The 17,083-nt window shown below is 69.6% G+C and carries 14 protein-coding genes; 4 read left to right on the top strand and 10 right to left on the bottom strand.

All coding sequences use genetic code 11. The annotated features are described in order from the left end of the window. Nucleotides 1-29: 29 nt before the first annotated feature. On the top strand, nucleotides 30-992 hold the full coding sequence (gene galE, locus ACYVF3_RS03155) for a UDP-glucose 4-epimerase GalE (protein WP_461152729.1): 963 nt from the start codon (nucleotides 30-32) through the stop codon (nucleotides 990-992). Nucleotides 993-1,018: 26 nt separating this feature from the next. Here the strand turns inward: galE and ACYVF3_RS03150 are convergent, their stop codons facing one another. Both ACYVF3_RS03150 and ACYVF3_RS03145 read right to left on the bottom strand, forming a co-directional pair. Next, nucleotides 1,019-2,119, bottom strand: coding sequence for a DUF4192 domain-containing protein (locus ACYVF3_RS03150; protein WP_461152728.1), 1,101 nt, complete (start codon nucleotides 2,117-2,119; stop codon nucleotides 1,019-1,021). Between the two features lie 190 nt (nucleotides 2,120-2,309). Beyond that, nucleotides 2,310-4,091, bottom strand: coding sequence for a Xaa-Pro dipeptidyl-peptidase (locus tag ACYVF3_RS03145; protein WP_461152727.1), 1,782 nt, complete (start codon nucleotides 4,089-4,091; stop codon nucleotides 2,310-2,312). Nucleotides 4,092-4,241: 150 nt separating this feature from the next. Between ACYVF3_RS03145 and ACYVF3_RS03140 the strand changes: the two genes are divergently transcribed. After that, nucleotides 4,242-4,535, top strand: coding sequence for a hypothetical protein (locus ACYVF3_RS03140; RefSeq protein WP_461152726.1), 294 nt, complete (start codon nucleotides 4,242-4,244; stop codon nucleotides 4,533-4,535). Here the strand turns inward: ACYVF3_RS03140 and ACYVF3_RS03135 are convergent. Then, a complete protein-coding gene (locus tag ACYVF3_RS03135) occupies nucleotides 4,522-5,262 on the bottom strand; it encodes an SDR family oxidoreductase (RefSeq protein WP_461152725.1) in 741 nt (246 codons plus the stop codon). The two genes, ACYVF3_RS03140 and ACYVF3_RS03135, sit on opposite strands and share 14 nt — an antisense overlap. Nucleotides 5,263-5,461: 199 nt before the next feature. Here ACYVF3_RS03135 and ACYVF3_RS03130 point away from each other — a divergent pair, with 199 nt between their 5' ends. Next, nucleotides 5,462-6,739, top strand: a complete 1,278-nt coding sequence (locus ACYVF3_RS03130) for an aminotransferase class I/II-fold pyridoxal phosphate-dependent enzyme (RefSeq protein WP_461152724.1) — start codon at nucleotides 5,462-5,464, stop codon at nucleotides 6,737-6,739. Nucleotides 6,740-6,876: 137 nt separating this feature from the next. Here ACYVF3_RS03130 and ACYVF3_RS03125 read toward each other — a convergent pair whose 3' ends face one another. From ACYVF3_RS03125 to ACYVF3_RS03115, 3 genes are all read right to left on the bottom strand, one after another. Then, nucleotides 6,877-9,699: a vitamin B12-dependent ribonucleotide reductase gene (locus ACYVF3_RS03125; protein ID WP_461152723.1), complete on the bottom strand. Its 2,823-nt coding sequence runs from the start codon at nucleotides 9,697-9,699 to the stop codon at nucleotides 6,877-6,879. A gap of 176 nt (nucleotides 9,700-9,875) precedes the next feature. Beyond that, nucleotides 9,876-10,367, bottom strand: a complete 492-nt coding sequence (gene nrdR, locus ACYVF3_RS03120) for a transcriptional regulator NrdR (protein ID WP_461152722.1) — start codon at nucleotides 10,365-10,367, stop codon at nucleotides 9,876-9,878. Between the two features lie 260 nt (nucleotides 10,368-10,627). Beyond that, the gene (locus ACYVF3_RS03115) at nucleotides 10,628-11,101 is read right to left on the bottom strand and encodes a LysM peptidoglycan-binding domain-containing protein (RefSeq protein ID WP_461152721.1); all 474 of its coding nucleotides are present in this window, start codon (nucleotides 11,099-11,101) and stop codon (nucleotides 10,628-10,630) included. Between the two features lie 248 nt (nucleotides 11,102-11,349). Between ACYVF3_RS03115 and lexA the strand changes: the two genes are divergently transcribed. Then, entirely contained in the window at nucleotides 11,350-12,060 is a 711-nt protein-coding gene (gene lexA / locus ACYVF3_RS03110; protein ID WP_461152720.1) for a transcriptional repressor LexA, read from the top strand. 112 nt (nucleotides 12,061-12,172) lie between these two features. Here the strand turns inward: lexA and ACYVF3_RS03105 are convergent, their stop codons facing one another. The 4 genes from ACYVF3_RS03105 to miaA form a co-directional block, all read right to left on the bottom strand. Continuing rightward, a complete protein-coding gene (locus tag ACYVF3_RS03105) occupies nucleotides 12,173-13,201 on the bottom strand; it encodes a hypothetical protein (protein WP_461152719.1) in 1,029 nt (342 codons plus the stop codon). Further along, complete coding sequence (gene hflX / locus ACYVF3_RS03100) at nucleotides 13,191-14,564, bottom strand: GTPase HflX (RefSeq protein ID WP_461152785.1); 1,374 nt, start codon at nucleotides 14,562-14,564, stop codon at nucleotides 13,191-13,193. Before hflX ends, ACYVF3_RS03105 begins: the two co-directional genes overlap by 11 nt. Before the next feature lie 226 nt (nucleotides 14,565-14,790). Beyond that, nucleotides 14,791-15,669, bottom strand: a complete 879-nt coding sequence (dapF, locus tag ACYVF3_RS03095) for a diaminopimelate epimerase (protein WP_461152718.1) — start codon at nucleotides 15,667-15,669, stop codon at nucleotides 14,791-14,793. Continuing rightward, entirely contained in the window at nucleotides 15,644-16,555 is a 912-nt protein-coding gene (miaA, locus tag ACYVF3_RS03090) for a tRNA (adenosine(37)-N6)-dimethylallyltransferase MiaA (protein WP_461152717.1), read from the bottom strand. The genes dapF and miaA overlap by 26 nt, the downstream gene beginning before the upstream one ends. Between the last annotated feature and the right edge of the window lie 528 nt (nucleotides 16,556-17,083).

Here is a 17,083-nt window from a genome sequence, read left to right as displayed (position 1 = left end):
CCAGTTTTCCCACGGAAGGCAGTGCGCAGTTGAAGCTCCTGGTCACAGGTGGTGCCGGTTACGTCGGAAGCGTGTGCGCGGCACGCTTGGTGGAAGCAGGCCACGAGGTCGTCGTGGTCGATGACCTCTCCACCGGGCACGCCGACGCCATCCCCGACGGCTGCAAGTTCGTCGAAGCCGACATCGCAGCAGCAGCGGGCGATCTGCTCGCGGAGCAGTTCGACGGAGTGCTGCACTTCGCGGCGAAGTCGCTGGTCGGCGAGTCGATGGAGGATCCGCAGAAGTACTGGCAGGGCAACGTCGTGACGTCGCTGCGCCTGCTGGACGCGATGCGCGAGCACGGCACGCCACGACTGGTGTTCTCCTCGACCGCGGCGACCTACGGCGAGCCGGAGGAATCCCCGATCACCGAGGACCTCGCGACGCGCCCGACGAACACCTACGGTGCGACGAAGCTCGCGATCGACCACGCGATCACCTCCTACGCGACCGCGCACGGCATCGGAGCGGTCAGCCTGCGGTACTTCAACGTCGCCGGGGCGCACGGCGCCTTCGGTGAGCGGCACACCGTGGAGACGCACCTGATCCCGATCGTCCTGCAGGTGGCGCTGGGCCAGCGCGAGCAGGTGCAGATCTTCGGCGAGGATTGGCCCACCGCCGACGGGACCTGCGTCCGCGACTACATCCACGTCACCGACCTCGCCGACGCCCACCTCCTGGCGCTGCAGAACGCGACTGGTGGCCAGCACCGCATCTACAACCTCGGCAACGGCACGGGCTTCTCCGTCAAGCAGGTGATCGACACCTGCCGCGAGGTCACCGGACACCCGATCCCCGCCAAGGTGGCACCCCGCAGGGCAGGCGACCCCGCGACGCTGGTGGCCTCCAGCCAACGCGCCCGGGAGGACCTGGGGTGGCAGCCCCAGCGCGCCGACCTCGGCGTGATCGTCGGTGACGCCTGGGAGTTCACCCGCGCGCGCCACTCGGCCTGATCGCTTCTTCCGCTTCTTCGCGCACATCAGCAGGATCCGTCCTCGCCGAGCATGAGCTGGACGTCGTCGACCGAGTGCCGGGCGATGACGGCCAGCTCTGCGGGCGAGATCCCGGCGTCCATGGCTCGGCGGAGCAGGCGTCCCAGGGTGTGCCCGGGCCTAGCCTGCTCGATGCGTTCCAGCGCGATGCCCGCCAGAGCCCCCTCGCCGCGCACGTAGGCCGAGAACGCGAGCAGCGCCGCGACCTCGGCCACCTCCGGCTCGGGTGATTTGCGCACGAGCGTCAGCCAGAGCTCTTCGGCAGGACGCGCCAGCTCGGTCAGCGCGATGGCCATCACGATGTCCCGGACCTTCGTGTCCGACACCGCCCGGAGCGCGCCGACCAGATCGTCCTCGGTGAGCGCCGAACCCGCCGCGATGCGCTGGACGGCGCCGAAGACCGTGCGCAGGTCCTCGGTGGCCCGTGACGGGTCGTAGGAGTCGATGGCCTCGTCCGTCAGCGCGTCGAGCTTCGCCGACCAGCGGCTGACCACCTCAGGTGACTCGGGCGCCACGAGTGCGCGCAGCTCTTCCCGGCTGCTGAAGGTCACCGATCCCGCGACGGCCATCACCGCCCCCATCTGGGATTCCTTCGGGTCGGCGACCACGCCGCGGCAGTCCTCGTCGTAGTAGCAGCGCCACGGCTCGCCGACCTCGACCTTCGGCACGTGCAGCGCGTGCGCGATCGCGATCCCGGACCGCAGCAGTGCCATTCGGGCGCTCTCGATCACGTCGGCCATCGGCGGGCCGCCGTCGCAGTCGGGCTCGTCGATCTCGTGGCACAGGCCGGCGCAGCTCTCCGGGCAGGCCGCGTAGTTGGGCTTGTCCCCGACCACGACCATGATCACGGCTTCCGCGTTCTGCCTGCCCGCAGGCCCTGCGAGCAGGGAATCGCCGAACGTTCGGGCACGCGCGGGGCACGGCAGGTCGATCCGCATGGTCATCCCGAACCTCGGTGTCGCCGTCAGGTCGTGCAGCGTGACCAGGACGAAGGAGTGGGCCGGGTGGAAGCCGAGCATGTGCGGGAGCGCGGCGAGCACGTCGCCGGGATCGCTCATCGAGACCTCGTCGTTCAATCGCGTTGTCATGACTCCACGATGAGACGAAAACCCCGACCGCGAAACACGATTCGCAAATCTGTGGACAGATTTGTCCGATGTGGATGGTCAGCGGCGGAGACCGCGGAATTCACCCCTGTCAGCGACGACCGATCGGGGCAATTCCGTCACTCCACCGGAGATCACCGTCCGCAACAGCACCGGGTCTCGTGAAACTCCGTCACGAAATCCTTCCGACGACCGGAACGGAGAGCGTGGTCCGAGCGAGATCCAGCTGCATTCCGGCCCCCGGGTCGGGTCGCAGGGTGAAGTCGTGGTCGCTGGAGAGCACCACGAGGCCCAGCCGGTGCCCCGGCGCGAACACGTAATCGTCGGGCTGCATGACAACGGTGATCGGGTAGGTCTGCCCCGGCTCGATCGGCGTCGTCCGGTCCAGCGCCTCCCGGTTCTGCGGGTCCGCCCAGCCGCGGGTGACCACCGAGACCGAACCATCCGGCGCCTGATCGACCAGCAGCGCCGTCACGTTGGCCGCCGGCCTGTCGAAGGCCAGCGCCAGCTCGGCCCGCACCTCCCCGCTCACCCGGGCTTCCTCCACGAGCGGCTCGGTGAAGTAGGCCAGCCTGTTCGGCGAGCTCGGCGCCGCCGCGAGATCTTCGGCCAGCTGACCGGAGTCGTCTGTGAGGCCTTCCACCGCCTGCTGCGCAGGACTCCCGACGCTGAGCCCGCCTCGTTGCGGTCCACCGGCCGTCGGGCGCAGCACCGCATCAGCCGCGCCCGGAGCAGGCCACTCCGCTTCCTCGACCCAGCTGCCGTCCTCGCGCTGCACCGTCGCGCGCGGCTCCTCCTCGACACCGTTGGCCACCTGGTGGAGGTAGCGGGTGAACCACCGGTTCAGCGTCCGCAGCCACTCCTGCTCGCGCAGCTCGATGGGGTCGGTGTGGCCGGACTGGTGCCACCAGATCTTGTGCGGGACCTCGTGCTCCCGCAGCGCCCGGTACCACTGCGCGGCCTGGCGCGTCTTGACGTTCCAGTCGTTGAGCCCGTGCACCGACAACACCGCCGCGTGCACCTGGCCGACGTCGTCGAGGTAGTCCCGCTCGTCCCAGAAACCGTTGCGATCGCCGGTGATCCGGTCCTGATCTGCGGTGATCCCGTCGATCACCGGACGGCACGGCTCCCGATCCGCGCGGGTGTGGACGTACTCGGCGAGCACGTCGGCATCCTCGCCCTGGTAGCCACCCGGCGCCACCACGGCCCCGTCGGAGCGGTAGTAGTCGTACCAGTTCGAGATCGCGCCGATCGGCACGATCGCTTCCAGGCCCTCGACCCCCGTGGAAGCGACCGCGTTGGGCAGCGTCCCGTTGTAGGAAACGCCCATCATGCCGACCTTCCCGGTCGACCAGTGCGCCTCGACGGGAGCGCCACCGGCGTCCTGGCCCGGGGCGCGCCGGTTGAGCCAGTCCACCACCGACTTGGCGCCGATCGTCTCGTTCTCGGCCCCGGTCGTCGGGCATCCGGTGGACTCGCCGGTCCCCAGCGACTCCGCGTAGACCACCGCGTATCCCCTGGCCAGCAAGTACTGCTCGTAGGCCCAGTCGATCTCGGCGGCGACCGCGATCCGCTCGTCCCCCGCCGTCCCGCGCATCGTCCGCGGACCCGCCTGCTCCGGCACGAACAGCTCGGTGTCCACGTTGTGGTTGGGCACGTCGTTGCCGCCGGAGAAGTACGGGCTGGCCTGGTAGACGACCGGAACCCGCAGGCCCTGATCCGACTCCTTCGGCCGCACGACCTGGACGTGCACGCGGTCCTGCTGACCGTCGTGGTCGCTGTCGACCGGCGCGGTCACGAACAGGTCCTCGCGCACCGCGGCAGCCGGGTCGAACACCGGCTGCGCCTCACCGTCGGAGAACACCGGACCTTGCGGCGGTTGCGCCGAGGCCGTGGACCCGACCAGGGGCAGCACGATGATCGCTGCGAGCAAAGCTGTCCGAACGCGCCGCATGCAGGGCTCCCGAAGCTGGAAGGAGGACGACACCAGCACTTTTCTTAGCGCGAAATGGGAAGTCAATCACCACTGCGGCGGGTTCCCGCCAGAACCACCCGTGCGGCAGTAAGGTCGAGGCATCGCCCCCGGAACCCACGAGGAGTTCGCATGTCGATGCCGTCCAGCCTGCTGACCTCCGCCGGGTTGATCGGCGGCTTCGCGGTCGCTCGCGCCTCCCAGCACCGGCACTGGGGCGGAGTCGTCGCGGCGGGCGCCGGTCTCGGCGCGATGGAGGTCTGCCGACGCCGTGCGGGCGTGGTCCCGGCACTGGCCTTGGGCGCGACTTACGGCACGGCGCTGGCCGGCTCGCACCCGCTGGCGAAGAAGATCGGCGCCTGGCCCTCGGTGTTCGCCGTGACCGCGGCTACCGCCACGGCGGCCCACCTGCTCAGTCGGCGCTGAGGAACTCCTCGAAAGTTCCCCGTCCCACCGCCTGCTCCGGGGCGAGGTTGGCTCCCGCGCGCAACGCTCGGAAGACCGCACCCGGTGGGCGGAGCCCCACCACGCGACGCCGCAGACCGCGCGCGTCCAAGTAGGTCCTGGTCAGGTCCTCGTGATCGCGGATCTCCGGCCCGCCCAGGTCGGCAACGCGACCGGCAGGCTCCCCGCAGGCCAGCGCCGCCAATCGCGCTGCCACGTCGTCGACCGCGATCGGCTGGAAGCGCACGCCCGCGAGTGCCGCCACCACCGGTGAGCGGCTCTGCAGCGAGCTGATCTTGGCGATGAGGTCGTGGAACTGCGTGGTGCGCAGGATCGTCCAGGGCGAGCCGGATCCGATCAGGATGCGTTCCGCTTCCAGCTTCGCCCGGTAGTAGGACAGCGGAACCCGGTCGATACCGACGATCGAGATGTAGACCAGGTGAGGCCGAGGGGGCCGCCGGGCGCACTCCAGGAGGTTCCGGGTGATCTGCACGTCCTTCCCGCTGTTGGTGGTCGCGCAGTGCACGATCACGTCCGCGCCGGACACCGCGGCCTCGACACCCCGCCGGGTGCGCAGGTCTCCGACCGCGCGGCCCGGTCCCGGTCGGCGGCTCAGCGCGGTCACCTCATGCTCCGCCTCCCGCAGACGCCGCACGAGCGCACTGCCGAGCGTGCCGGTACCACCGGTCACCACGATCTTCCTGGCCACGTTTCGCCCTCCTCACCGGTTGTTGTCGTGCAGCCGAGACCGGTGTGCCCGAACGTGACGCCATGACCTGCGAATTTACGTGACCTAGGTCATATTCGACACGCGCGGCGTTGCCTTGGTCGCAGGTCGTGGGCGCAGAGCCCGGTGCAAGGACTAGGCTGTTTGCAGCTCGTTAACCGACACGGCGAAGGAACAACCGGTGCCTGATCCAGCTTCATCCATTGAAGAGCTGACCGCCCAACGCGACCGCGCCCGCCAGGAGTTCGCAGATCTCGCGGCCCGCGGTCTGAAACTGGACATCACCCGGGGGAAGCCATCGCCGAAGCAGCTCGACCTCTCAGAGGGGCTGCACGAGCTCTCCAGCAGCACTGACGCGAACGGCGCCGACCTGCGCAACTACGGCGGCCTCAACGGCCTGGTCGAGCTGCGCGAGATCTTCAGCGAAGGTCTGCAGGTGCCCGTCGACCAGCTGCTGGCCGCGGGCAACTCCAGCCTGGAGCTCATGCATGACGCGCTCGTCTTCGCCCTGCTCAACGGGGTTCCCGGCGGTACCCAGCGCTGGGTCTCCGAGCCGGAGATCGCCTTCCTCTGCCCGGTGCCGGGCTACGACCGCCACTTCGCGCTGTCGGAGCGGCTCGGGATCAAGATGATCACGGTTCCGATGGCGCCGGACGGCCCCGACATGGACGTCGTCGAGCGGCTGGTCGCCGAGGACTCGCGGATCAAGGGAATCTGGTGCGTCCCGAAGTACAGCAACCCCGACGGGACGGTGTACTCCGACGAGACCGTGCGACGCCTCTCCGCGATGAGCACGGCCGCTCCGGACTTCCGGATCTTCTGGGACAACGCCTACGCGGTGCACCACCTCACCGACGACGAGGCCGAGATCGCCGACCTGCTCGCGCTGTGCGCCGAGAACGGCAATCCTGATCGCGCCCTGGTCTTCGGCTCCACCTCGAAGATCACCTTCGCGGGTGCGGGCGTGGCGTTCTTCGGGGCGTCGCCGGCGAACATCGAGTGGTGGCTGGCCTCGACGTCCAAGCGCAGCATCGGCCCGAACAAGGTCAACCAGCGGGCCCACGCCCGGCTGCTCCGCGACGCCGAAGGCCTCCGGGAGCACATGCGCAAGCACGCCGCGCTGATCCGGCCCAAGTTCGAAGCCGTCGACAAGATCCTCAGCGCCGAGCTCGGCGGTACGGGTCTGGCGAAGTGGAGCAACCCGGCCGGCGGCTACTTCATCAGCCTGGAGGTTCCCGAAGGCTGTGCCAAGGCGGTCGTCGCCAAGGCCAAGGAAGCGGGCGTCGCCCTCACCCCGGCCGGCTCGACCCACCCCTACGGGGACGACCCGGCCGACTCGGTGATCCGCATCGCCCCGACCTTCCCGGAACTCGCAGACGTCGAGGCCGCCACCGCGGGACTCGCCGTCTGCGTGCGGCTCGTGGCCACCGAGAAGCTCCTGGCGGAGAAGCAGTCCTGACCTGAGCACGACGAGAGGCCGGTGCGGTTCGCGAAGAACCGCACCGGCCTCTTTTTCATCGGCGCGGCCGATGCGACGAAGTCCGGGGCGGGTGCGCATCGCACCCGCCCCGGACTTCGATCATTCAGCGCTCAGGCTCAGCTGCAACCCGAGGTGGAGCCGCAGCCCTCGCAGAGGTAGCAGGAGCCGGACGGACGCATCTTCGTGCCGCAGGTCATGCACAGCGGCGCGTCAGCGGCCTTGCCCAGCTGCAGCTCGAGCAGCTCGGTGGAGCTACCGGCGCGGACCTCGTCCTTGGACTCCGACTTCTCGGCCTTCGCGTAGTCCACCGTGGACCGCATCGTGTCCAGGTCGACGTTGTCGCCGCCCTGAGCCGGTTCCGTGTTGTTGACCTGGGCTTCCCGCTCGTCGACCGTGAAGATGCCCAGCTGGGCGCGCTTCTCGTACGACAGGTAGTCCAGCGCCAGGCGGCGGAACAGGTAGTCCAGGACGCTGCTGGCCATCCGGATGTCCGGGTCGTCGGTCATGCCGGCGGGCTCGAAGCGCAGGTTCTGGAACTTCGCGACGTAGAACTCCAGCGGGATGCCGTACTGCAGGCCCACGGAGATCGACATCGAGAAGGCGTCCATCACACCGGCCAGGGTCGAACCCTGCTTGCCGAGCTTGACGAAGATCTCGCCCAGCCCGTCGTCCGGGTAGGAACCGGCGTGCAGGTAGCCCTCGGCACCGCCGACGGTGAACGAGACCGTCTGGCTCGGGCGCTTCTTCGGCAGGCGCTTGCGGACCGGGCGGTACTCGATCTGCTTCTCGACGACCTTCTCCGACTCGGCCTTGTCGCCCTTGCCCGCGGACAGCGGCTGGCCGACCTTGCAGTTGTCGCGGTAGATCGCCAGCGCCTTCAGGCCGAGCTTCCAGCCCTCGAAGTAGAGCTCCTCGACCTCTTCGACGGTCGCCGCCTCCGGCATGTTCACCGTCTTGGAGATCGCGCCCGAGATGAACGGCTGCACCGCGGCCATCATCCGCACGTGGCCCATCGGGGCGATCGAGCGCTCGCCCATCGCGCAGTCGAAGACCTCGTAGTGCTCCTGGCGCAGGCCCGGCGCGTCCACGACGTGACCGTGCTCGGCGATGTACTCGACGATCGCCTCGATCTGCTCTTCCTGGTAGCCCAGCGACTGCAGCGCGCGCGGGACCGTCTGGTTGACGATCTGCATCGAGCCGCCGCCGACCAGCTTCTTGAACTTCACCAGCGCCAGGTCGGGCTCGACACCGGTGGTGTCGCAGTCCATCATCAGGCCGATCGTGCCGGTCGGAGCCAGCACCGACGCCTGGGCGTTGCGCCAGCCGTTGCGGTTGCCGATCTCCAGGCCCTGCTGCCACACGCTGGTGGCCAGCTTGTGCACGGCCTTGTCGTTGTGGTGGTAGGTGCGCACCAGATCGTTGGCCGCGGCGTGCTTGCGCATGACGCGCTGGTGGCCCTCGGCGTTGCGGGCGTAGCCCTCGTAGGGGCCGACGACGCCGGCGAGCTCCGCCGAGCGCTTGTAGGCGGTACCCGTCATCAGCGAGGTGATCGACGCCGCGAGCGCGCGACCGCCGTCGGAGTCGTAGGCGTGCCCGGTGGCCATCAGCAGCGCGCCCAGGTTGGCGTAGCCGATGCCCAACTGGCGGAACTTGCGCGTCGTGACACCGATCGACTCGGTCGGGAAGTCCGCGAAGCAGATGGAGATGTCCATCGCGGTGATGACGAACTCGACGGCCTTCTCGAACAGCTCGGCGTCGAAGGTCAGGTCATCGCGCAGGAACTTCATCAGGTTCAGCGAAGCCAGGTTGCAGCTGGAGTTGTCCAGGTGCATGTACTCCGAGCACGGGTTGGACGCGGTGATCCGGCCCGTCTCCGGCGAGGTGTGCCAGTCGTTGATCGTGTCGTCGTACTGGATGCCCGGGTCCGCGCACTCCCACGCCGCCTTGGCGAGCTTGCGGAACAGGTCCCGGCCCTTGACGGTCTCGATCACGTCGCCGTCGGTGCGGGAGCGCAGCCCGAAGTCGTTGTCGCTCTCGACCGAGCGCATGAACTCGTCGGAGACGCGCACCGAGTTGTTGGCGTTCTGGTACTGCACGGAGTTGGCGTCGGCTCCGCCGAGGTCCATGTCGAACCCGGAGTCCCGCAGCGCGCGGATCTTGTGCTCCTCGCGCGCCTTGGTGCTGATGAACTCCTCGACGTCGGGGTGGTCCACGTCGAGCACGACCATCTTGGCCGCGCGGCGAGTGGCACCGCCCGACTTGATGGTGCCCGCCGACGCGTCCGCGCCGCGCATGAAGGAGACGGGACCCGAGGCGGTGCCGCCGGAGGACAGCAACTCCTTGGAGGAGCGGATGCGGGACAGGTTCAGCCCGGCGCCGGAGCCGCCCTTGAAGATCAGGCCCTCTTCCTTGTACCAGTCGAGGATCGACTCCATCGTGTCGTCGACCGACAGGATGAAGCAGGCCGAGACCTGCTGGCGGGAGCTGGTTCCCACGTTGAACCAGACCGGCGAGTTGAAGCTGAAGACCTGGTGCAGGAGCATGTACGTCAGCTCGTGCTCGAAGATCTCGGCATCGGCGTCGGTCGCGAAGTAGCCGTTCTCGACGCCGGAGGCGACGTAGGTCTTCACAACCCGGTCGATGAGCTGCCGCAGGCTGCTCTCGCGCTCCTCGGTGCCGACGGCACCGCGGAAGTACTTGCTGGTGACGATGTTGACCGCGTTCAACGACCAGAAGTCGGGGAACTCGACCCCGCGCTGCTCGAAGTTGACCGAACCGTCCCGCCAGTTGGTCATCACCACGTCGCGGCGCTCCCACTTGACGTCGTCGTAGGGGTGCACCCCCTCGGTGGTGTAGACGCGCTCCACCCGCATGCCCTCACGGGCACCTGCTTCCGGCTCCCCCGCTGCGCCGGCCGGGCTACCGACGGTCTCTGTCATGACCTGCCCCTTTTCCTTCTTCATCGCTCGCTCAGTCACTCGTAGCGTTTCGTCGGCCCCGTCCGGGCTCCCCGTCCGGTTCGGTCGTGACCCTGTCTTCTTCGTCGTCCCCGCCCGGGACGACGGACCTTTCGCGCTTCCGCCCCCGCTGCGGGACGCGCGCCGTCGCGGCTTGCTCAACCGCCGCACTCCACGTCTAGTCGTTCGCCGTCCTGCGGGATCTCCCTCGCTGCCCGCAGATCGGCAATTTCCTTCTCGAAGTCCTCCACCGAGGAGTACGCGCGGTAGACGCTCGCGAATCGCAGGTAGGCGACTTCGTCCAGCTCCCGCAGCGGCCCGAGGATGGCCAGCCCGACTTCGTGGCTGGGCAGCTCGGCGACTCCGGAGGACCGGATCGCCTCCTCGACCTGGTGGGCCAACTGCTGCAGCGCGTCCTCTTCTACCGGGCGCCCCTGACAAGCGCGGCGCACCCCGGTCACCACCTTCTCCCGGCTGAAGGGCTCGGTGACGCCCGACCGCTTCACGACCGACAACACCAGTTCTTCAATGGTCGTGAATCGACGACCGCACGACGAGCACGACCGTCGGCGACGGATCGCCTGGCCGTCCTCCACTTCGCGCGAGTCCACGACCCTGGAGTCATCGCCGCGGCAGAACGGGCACCGCACCGGCCATGCACCCCCCTTCCCCCTTGAGCGGCCGCTGCCCGGCTCACACCGGGCGCGACCAGTACGCCCATGAGGTACCCAGAGGAGCGGAGGCCCAATCTGTGGACTAACCACACGGACGTAACTACTAGATGTTGTGGTCGACTCTAAACCCGCGTCAGACCGCGTTGCAAACCGACACACCCGTTTCGCCCGCCCGGATGACGCACCCCCTGCGCCAACTGCGAAAACCCGGCGAACCACAACATCTTGGGGTTCGGTCAGTTATCGACCGGCACCACCAGGAACCGGCCGGCCTCAGCAGAAGCCGTCCCGAGGCCGTTCAGCTCGACGATGCGGTCGACCGCCGAGCGCGGGTCCGCGTCGGGCGCCATCCGCGTCGCGATGCCCCAAAGAGTGTCCCCCGTTCGCACCTGCACAACGGCGGTACCTCCCGTCACCGGCGCGTCGCTCGACCCGAACAGCCCCAGCAGCACCACGACCAGGAAGGTCGCCGCGCCGACACCGGCGAGCACCAGCCACTCGCCGACTCTGCCGGTCTCGCGAGCGGGCCCCGCGCACGATCTGGGCTCCCCGCTCCGTCCCCGGTCAGCGGCCTGGAGCACCCGGCCGTGCGGGCGGCCCTCATCGGCCCGGCGTCGCGGCGACACGATCGGCTCGACTTCCGGCCGAACGGCGAGCGACTCCCGCTCAACCGGTCGAACCCGCCGTACTGTGTCGATGAACGTGGTCATGTCGCCTCCCGCGCGGAACGATGATCGAAAGGTTGTTCGATCGAACCTCCGTGCGATTGTGTACCAAGAGTGGCCTTCAACGCGAGACCCGGGCCGAAAATTAACTCGAACAGGTGTTTGATCTCCGTGTTTCTCGCGTCTACTGTGGAAAGCGCGCGGCGGGCAGCGGTTCACGGCGACCACGACCGGGGGCGGCATCCCGCTCGACGCGGACCAGCACCGCAGTTCACACGGATCAGGAGGCAGCGGTGGCGAGCAATGCGACCGGCTCTATCGGGGGCCGCGTAAACGACATCAAGAACTCCCCTGCCGAGGTGGACGGCGTGCCAGAACAGGCGACCGCGGCGGAAGAGCTCAGCGACCGCCAGCTGAAGGTGCTCGAGGCCATCCGGGAGTGGATGAGCGAGCACGGGTACCCACCCAGCGTCCGCGAGATCGGTGATGCCGTGGGTCTCACGTCGACCTCGTCGGTCGCCTATCAGCTGCGCGTGCTGGAGCGGAAGGGCTTCCTGCGCCGCGACCCGCACCGCCCGCGCACCGTGGGCGTGCTGGTCGGCGGCGAGCCGGACAACGAGCCCCAGACGAAGCCGGCCTACGTGCCGGTCGTCGGCCGCATCGCGGCGGGCGGCCCCATCCTGGCCGAGGAGTCCATCGAGGACGTCTTCCCGCTGCCGAAGGAGATCGTCGGAGACGGGACGCTCTTCCTGCTGAAGGTCGTCGGCGACTCGATGGTCGACCTGGCCATCACCGATGGCGACTGGGTCGCCGTCCGCCAGCAGCCCGACGCCGACAACGGCGAGGTGGTCGCGGCGATGATCGACGGTGAGGCGACGGTGAAGACGTTCAAGCGCACCGACGAGCACGTCTGGCTGATGCCGCACAACTCGGCCTTCGAGCCCATCCTCGGCGACGACGCCCAGATCCTGGGCAAGGTCGTCGCGGTCCTGCGTCGCCTCTGAACGCACGACCCCGCAGTCGTTGCGCGTGCGCGCCGGCGCACGCGCAACCGTCCGCCGGTGGGCGTGACGCCCGTTTCGCGCGAGCAGCACCGCGTTGCGGGCTCGCGGCGGCTCAGGCGCGCCTGCGCCGCCAGCCGATGAGGTAGAGCAGCAGGGCTGCGACGATCCCGGCGGACAGCAGCGCTTGGCCGGTCGACATGCCCTCGTTCTCGGTGGAGGGCTGGGCCTGGTCGGTGCCGCCGGGAGCGGCCGGTTGCTCGGCCGGACTCGACGCGGCCGGGTCGCCGTTCGCACCGGAGATCCGGCGGACCGCTTCGTTGCCTTCGGAACCCGACAGCAGACTTCCGCCGGGTTCCCAGGCGATGGCCTCCCCCTGCTCCTCGTCGGGGAGCGGGATCCGCACCGGTTCGCTCTTGAGCGCTTCCAGCACGTCGCCGTTCGGGGAGCGGTAGACGTAGGCCTCGGTGTAGGTGCGCAGTGCCACCAGAGTGCCGTCCGAGCTCACCGAACCGCCCGTGACCAGGACCGAGCCCATCGATCCGTCGAGGGGCCCGCCCGGCGTCTTGGTCGTGCGCAGGGACACCGAGCCGACCCTCTCCATCGGGACGGTGCGCTGCGGGTCGAGCGGCTGCGCGGGCCGGTAGACCCCGGCCCAGCCGAGGGGTTCCTTGGTCACGACGTAGGGCACGCCTGCCCGGTCCAGCAGCAGCGCTTCGGCGTCGTGCGGGCTGTCCGGGTAGGACATCCGGTAGATCGCCGAGCCACCGCCCGCGGGGAGCACGTGCAGCGCGACGTCCTTGCGCTTGTGCCGGTTGTCGCCGGTATCGGCGAGCCACAGCGCACCGTCGGGCGCGAGCGCCAAGTCCTCCACGTCGTACGGGTCGTTGTCCCCGACGCGCTGAGAACGGATCTCGCAGGTCCGCGGGTCGAGCTCGAACGCTCGCACCGCGGATCCGCTGTCACCGACGGCCCACCAGCTGGAGCCGTCCGAAACGAGGCCCGAGAGCTCGGAGAGCTCCGAGTCCTCGACCGTGCACAGCTCGACGGGCGCCGACTGCGCGTGCGCGGGCGCACCGGCGAGGATCGTGCAGGCGGCGAGCAGTGCGGCCCCGGTCAGGCCGCCGGCTCGATCAGGCCGCACCGTGCGCCGCGAACGGCTCGATCAGTGCCGCGAGGTCCGGGCGGACCTTGGCCTGGATCCGAGTGCCCTCCGGGGTGTGCTCCTCCTCGACGACCTCACCGTCGTTGTGCAGCCGCGCCACCAGGTCACCCCGGGTGTAGGGGATCAAGGCGTCGACGAACACCTCCGGGCGCGGGAGCCGGTCGGCGATGATCTCGCGCAGGCCCTCGATGCCCTTGCCGCTGTGCGCCGAGACGAACACGGCTTCCGGCAGCAGGCGGCGCAGCTCGGCCATGCGAGTCGCGTCCACCGAGTCGATCTTGTTGACGACGAGCAGCTCGGGCGGCATCTCCGAGGAGTGCTCCTCGGAGATCTCGCTGAGCACCTCGCGCACCGCGGCGACCTGCTCGTGCGGCGACCCCTCGGAACCGTCGACGACGTGGACCAGCAGGTCTGCGCTGGCGACCTCTTCGAGGGTCGAGCGGAACGCCTCGACCAGCTGGTGCGGGAGGTGCCGGACGAAACCGACGGTGTCGGTGAGCGTGTGCGGACGGCCTTCCGGGGTGACCGCCTTGCGGGTGGTCGGGTCCAGGGTCGCGAACAGCGCGTCCTCGACCAGAACGCCCGCGCCGGTCAGCGCGTTGAGCAGGCTGGACTTGCCCGCGTTGGTGTAGCCGGCGATGGCCACGCCGGGAACCTCGTTGGACTCGCGCCGGCTGCGCTTGGTGCCGCGGACGGTCTTCATCGCGGCGAGCTCCTTGCGGAGCTTGCTGATGCGCTTGTGGACGCTCCGGCGGTCGGTCTCCAGCTTGGTCTCACCGGGACCACGGGTGCCCACGCCGCCGTTGGCGCCCGCCCGGCCACCGGCCTGACGGGACATCGTTTCACCCCAACCGCGGAGCCGCGGCAGGAAGTACTGCAGCTGAGCGAGCTCGACCTGCGCCTTGCCCTCCTTGGAGCGAGCGTGCTGGGCGAAGATGTCGAGGATCAGCGCGGTGCGGTCAACGACCTTGACCTTGAGCTTCTCCTCCAGCTGCCGGAGCTGGCCGGGCGAGAGCTCACCATCGCAGATCACGGTGTCGGCGCCGTTGGAGGCGACGAGATCGCGCAGCTCGCGGACCTTGCCGGAGCCGACGTAGGTGCCCGGGTCGGGCCGGTCGCGCCGCTGAATGATGCCTTCGAGCACCTCCGAGCCGGCGGTCTCGGCGAGGCGGGCGAGCTCGGCCAGCGAGGCGTCCGCGTGTTCGGCGTCGCCTTCGGTCCAGACGCCCACGAGCACGACGCGCTCCAGGCGGAGACGCCGGTACTCGACCTCGGTGATGTCCTCGAGCTCGGTGGACAGACCGGAGATGCGCCGCAGCGACGCGCGCTCCTCCAGTTCCATCTCGCCCGTGGATGGTTCGCTTCCGGCCAGGATCGGTTCGAATTCGGCGTCGGCTGCCACGCCCTGGTCCAGCGCGGCGTCGTTGTCGAGCTCTGGGGATGCGGTCAAGGAATCTCTCATATCACCTTCATTATCCCACGCGGCGCGACTCATTATCGGGCGCTGCGCTTTCCCGGACCCGGCCGCGCAGCGCTGAGCTGCGGGGTCAGGATCGCCGACGAGGTCGTCACGGGTTCTGCCACCACTCGGAGGTCAAGCGTCCGCCGCCGACCAGCACCGCCGGGCCGGTCAGGGTGGACCCGCTCGCGGTGATCTCGACCTCGACGGTGCCGCCCGGGATGTGCACCACGCGGCGACCGGTGGTCTGACCTGCGGCGTGCAGTGCGGCGGCGGTCGCGGCGACCGTGCCGGTGCCGCAGGAGCGGGTCTCGCCCACGCCGCGCTCGTGCACCCGCATCCGCACCTCGTCGTCGTTCATCGGCTGGACGAACTCGACGTTCACGCCGTCCGGGAACAGGTTCGCGTCGTGCGGCGGGGCGGTGGTCAGGTCGAGCAGGTCGAGGTCGTGGTCTCCGACGCAGGCCAGGTGGGGGTTGCCGACGTCGACCGCGACGCCCGGGAACGACGTCCCGGCCACGGTGGTGGTGGACTCCCCGAAGATCTTGGCCTGGCCCATCTCGACGGTCACCCGACCGTCGGCGTGGGTGCGCACCGGCCGGACACCCGCACGAGTGCCGATCGGCAGCTCGCCCTGCTCGGCCAGTCCGGCTTCGACGAGGTAACGGGCGAAGACCCGCACCCCGTTGCCGCACATCTCGGCGATCGACCCGTCGGCGTTGCGGTAGTCCATGAACCACACGTCGGACGGGACGTCGGCGGGAGCGTCGGGCAGGGCTCCCGCGCGGATCACGCGCAGCACCCCGTCGGCGCCCAGGCCCCGCTGCCGGTCGCACAGCGCGCGCACCCGGTCGTCGGTGAGCTCCAGCTCACCGCTCGGGTCGGGCAGGATGACGAAATCGTTCTGGGTCCCGTGGCCCTTGGTGTACTCGGGTCCTCCGAAGGCGTGCACGTCACCCAGTCTACGTAGACAGCAGGGCGAGGACATCGTCGGCGAGCGAGGGGGTGGCGGCGTCGAACCAGGTGATGCGCTCATCGCGGCGGAACCACGAGCGCTGGCGCCGCACGAAGCGACGGGTCAGCCGCGCGGTCTCAGCGGCTGCGGCGGTCATGTCCTCGGCGCCGTCGAACTCGGCGAGCACCTGCTGGTAGCCCAACGCGCGACTGGCGGTGCGGCCGTGGCGCAGGCCCTTCTCATCCAGGTGGCGCACCTCGTCGACGAGCCCCGCGTCGAACATGCTGGTCACGCGGTCGTCGACGCGGTCGTCGAGGTCTTCGGCCGGCCGGTCCAGGCCGATCAGGACCGTGCCGTAGCGAGGCGGTCCCGGGGTGGGCAGGTTCGCGGAGAACGGCGCACCGGTGATCTCGATGACCTCCAACGCCCGCACGATGCGGCGCCCGTTGCTGGTCAGGATGGACTCCGCAGCGGCGGGGTCGAGTTCGGCGAGCTTGCGGTGCAGCGCGACCGGACCGAGCGCGGCCAGCTCGTCCTCGTACCTCTGCCGCACCTGCGGATCCGTTCCGGGGAACGACAGGTCGTCGACGACGGCCTGCACGTAGAGCCCCGAGCCGCCGACCAGGATCGGGGTGCGCCCCCGGGCGAGCACGTCTTCCGCGACCGCGCGGGCCTCCCTCTGGTAGGCGGCGACCGAGGCCGTCTCGGTGACTTCGAGGACGTCGAGCTGGTGGTGCGGGATGCCTCGCCGCTCCCCGACCTGCAGCTTGGCGGTGCCGATGTCCATCCCGCGGTAGAGCTGCATCGCATCGGCGTTGATCACTTCGCCGTCGAGCCGCTCGGCCAGCTGCAGGGCGAGGTCGGACTTGCCGGTCGCGGTGGGTCCGACGACGGCGACGGGACGCGGGGAAGAAGACACGTGCAGAACTCTAAGAGGGCGGGGCCGTGGTCATCGTCGCCCGGTACCGGTCCGGGCGTCGCGGATCGCCTGCGATCAGGCCCTAGACCAGCGAGTTCACCCTTCCAGGTCCCCTGGGCGACCACGCCGTGTTAGCGGCAGGCCCCGGGGCCGGATCTGGGCGGTCGGAACTCCCCCAGACCGGCGGAGGTGCCCGAGCTGAATCGGATCGGCCCGGAGGGATCTGCGCGAACGGCCACCCATTCGGCGCTCGGATCCGCCAGACTGGACACGGCGCGCGAACAGGCGCCCCGCTGCCGCTCGGCTCCCGGCGTCGGACCGCACGGTCCGCGCAGCAGCCGGTGGCGGCGGGTACGGCACGAGGGCGCGCGGGTGGTCATGCCCGTGCGCGGTATGAGGTCACGGTCGAGTTGGCTGGAGCGGGTGGCCGCGCACTGCGGCGGAGCGGGTCGATGCGAGGCATCGGCACCCTGCTCGCTGCCACCGCACGGGTGACCGATGACAATGAAGCCGTGCAGGTCACGACGC

The organism is Saccharopolyspora tripterygii (assembly GCF_054778355.1).
Note: the sequence above shows the minus strand (reverse complement) of the source record. Positions and strands in the feature narration are given on the sequence as shown.

Coding starts and splice junctions, on each gene's coding strand:
- ACYVF3_RS03150 (WP_461152728.1), bottom strand. CDS start 2,119: ATGACAACGCGATTGAACGACGAGGTCTCGATGAGCGATCCCGGCGAC.
- ACYVF3_RS03140 (WP_461152726.1), top strand. CDS start 4,242: ATGTCGATGCCGTCCAGCCTGCTGACCTCCGCCGGGTTGATCGGCGGC.
- ACYVF3_RS03115 (WP_461152721.1), bottom strand. CDS start 11,101: ATGACCACGTTCATCGACACAGTACGGCGGGTTCGACCGGTTGAGCGG.
- hflX (WP_461152785.1), bottom strand. CDS start 14,564: ATGGAACTGGAGGAGCGCGCGTCGCTGCGGCGCATCTCCGGTCTGTCC.
- ACYVF3_RS03125 (WP_461152723.1), bottom strand. CDS start 9,699: ATGACAGAGACCGTCGGTAGCCCGGCCGGCGCAGCGGGGGAGCCGGAA.
- dapF (WP_461152718.1), bottom strand. CDS start 15,669: ATGTCCTCGCCCTGCTGTCTACGTAGACTGGGTGACGTGCACGCCTTC.
- ACYVF3_RS03145 (WP_461152727.1), bottom strand. CDS start 4,091: ATGCGGCGCGTTCGGACAGCTTTGCTCGCAGCGATCATCGTGCTGCCC.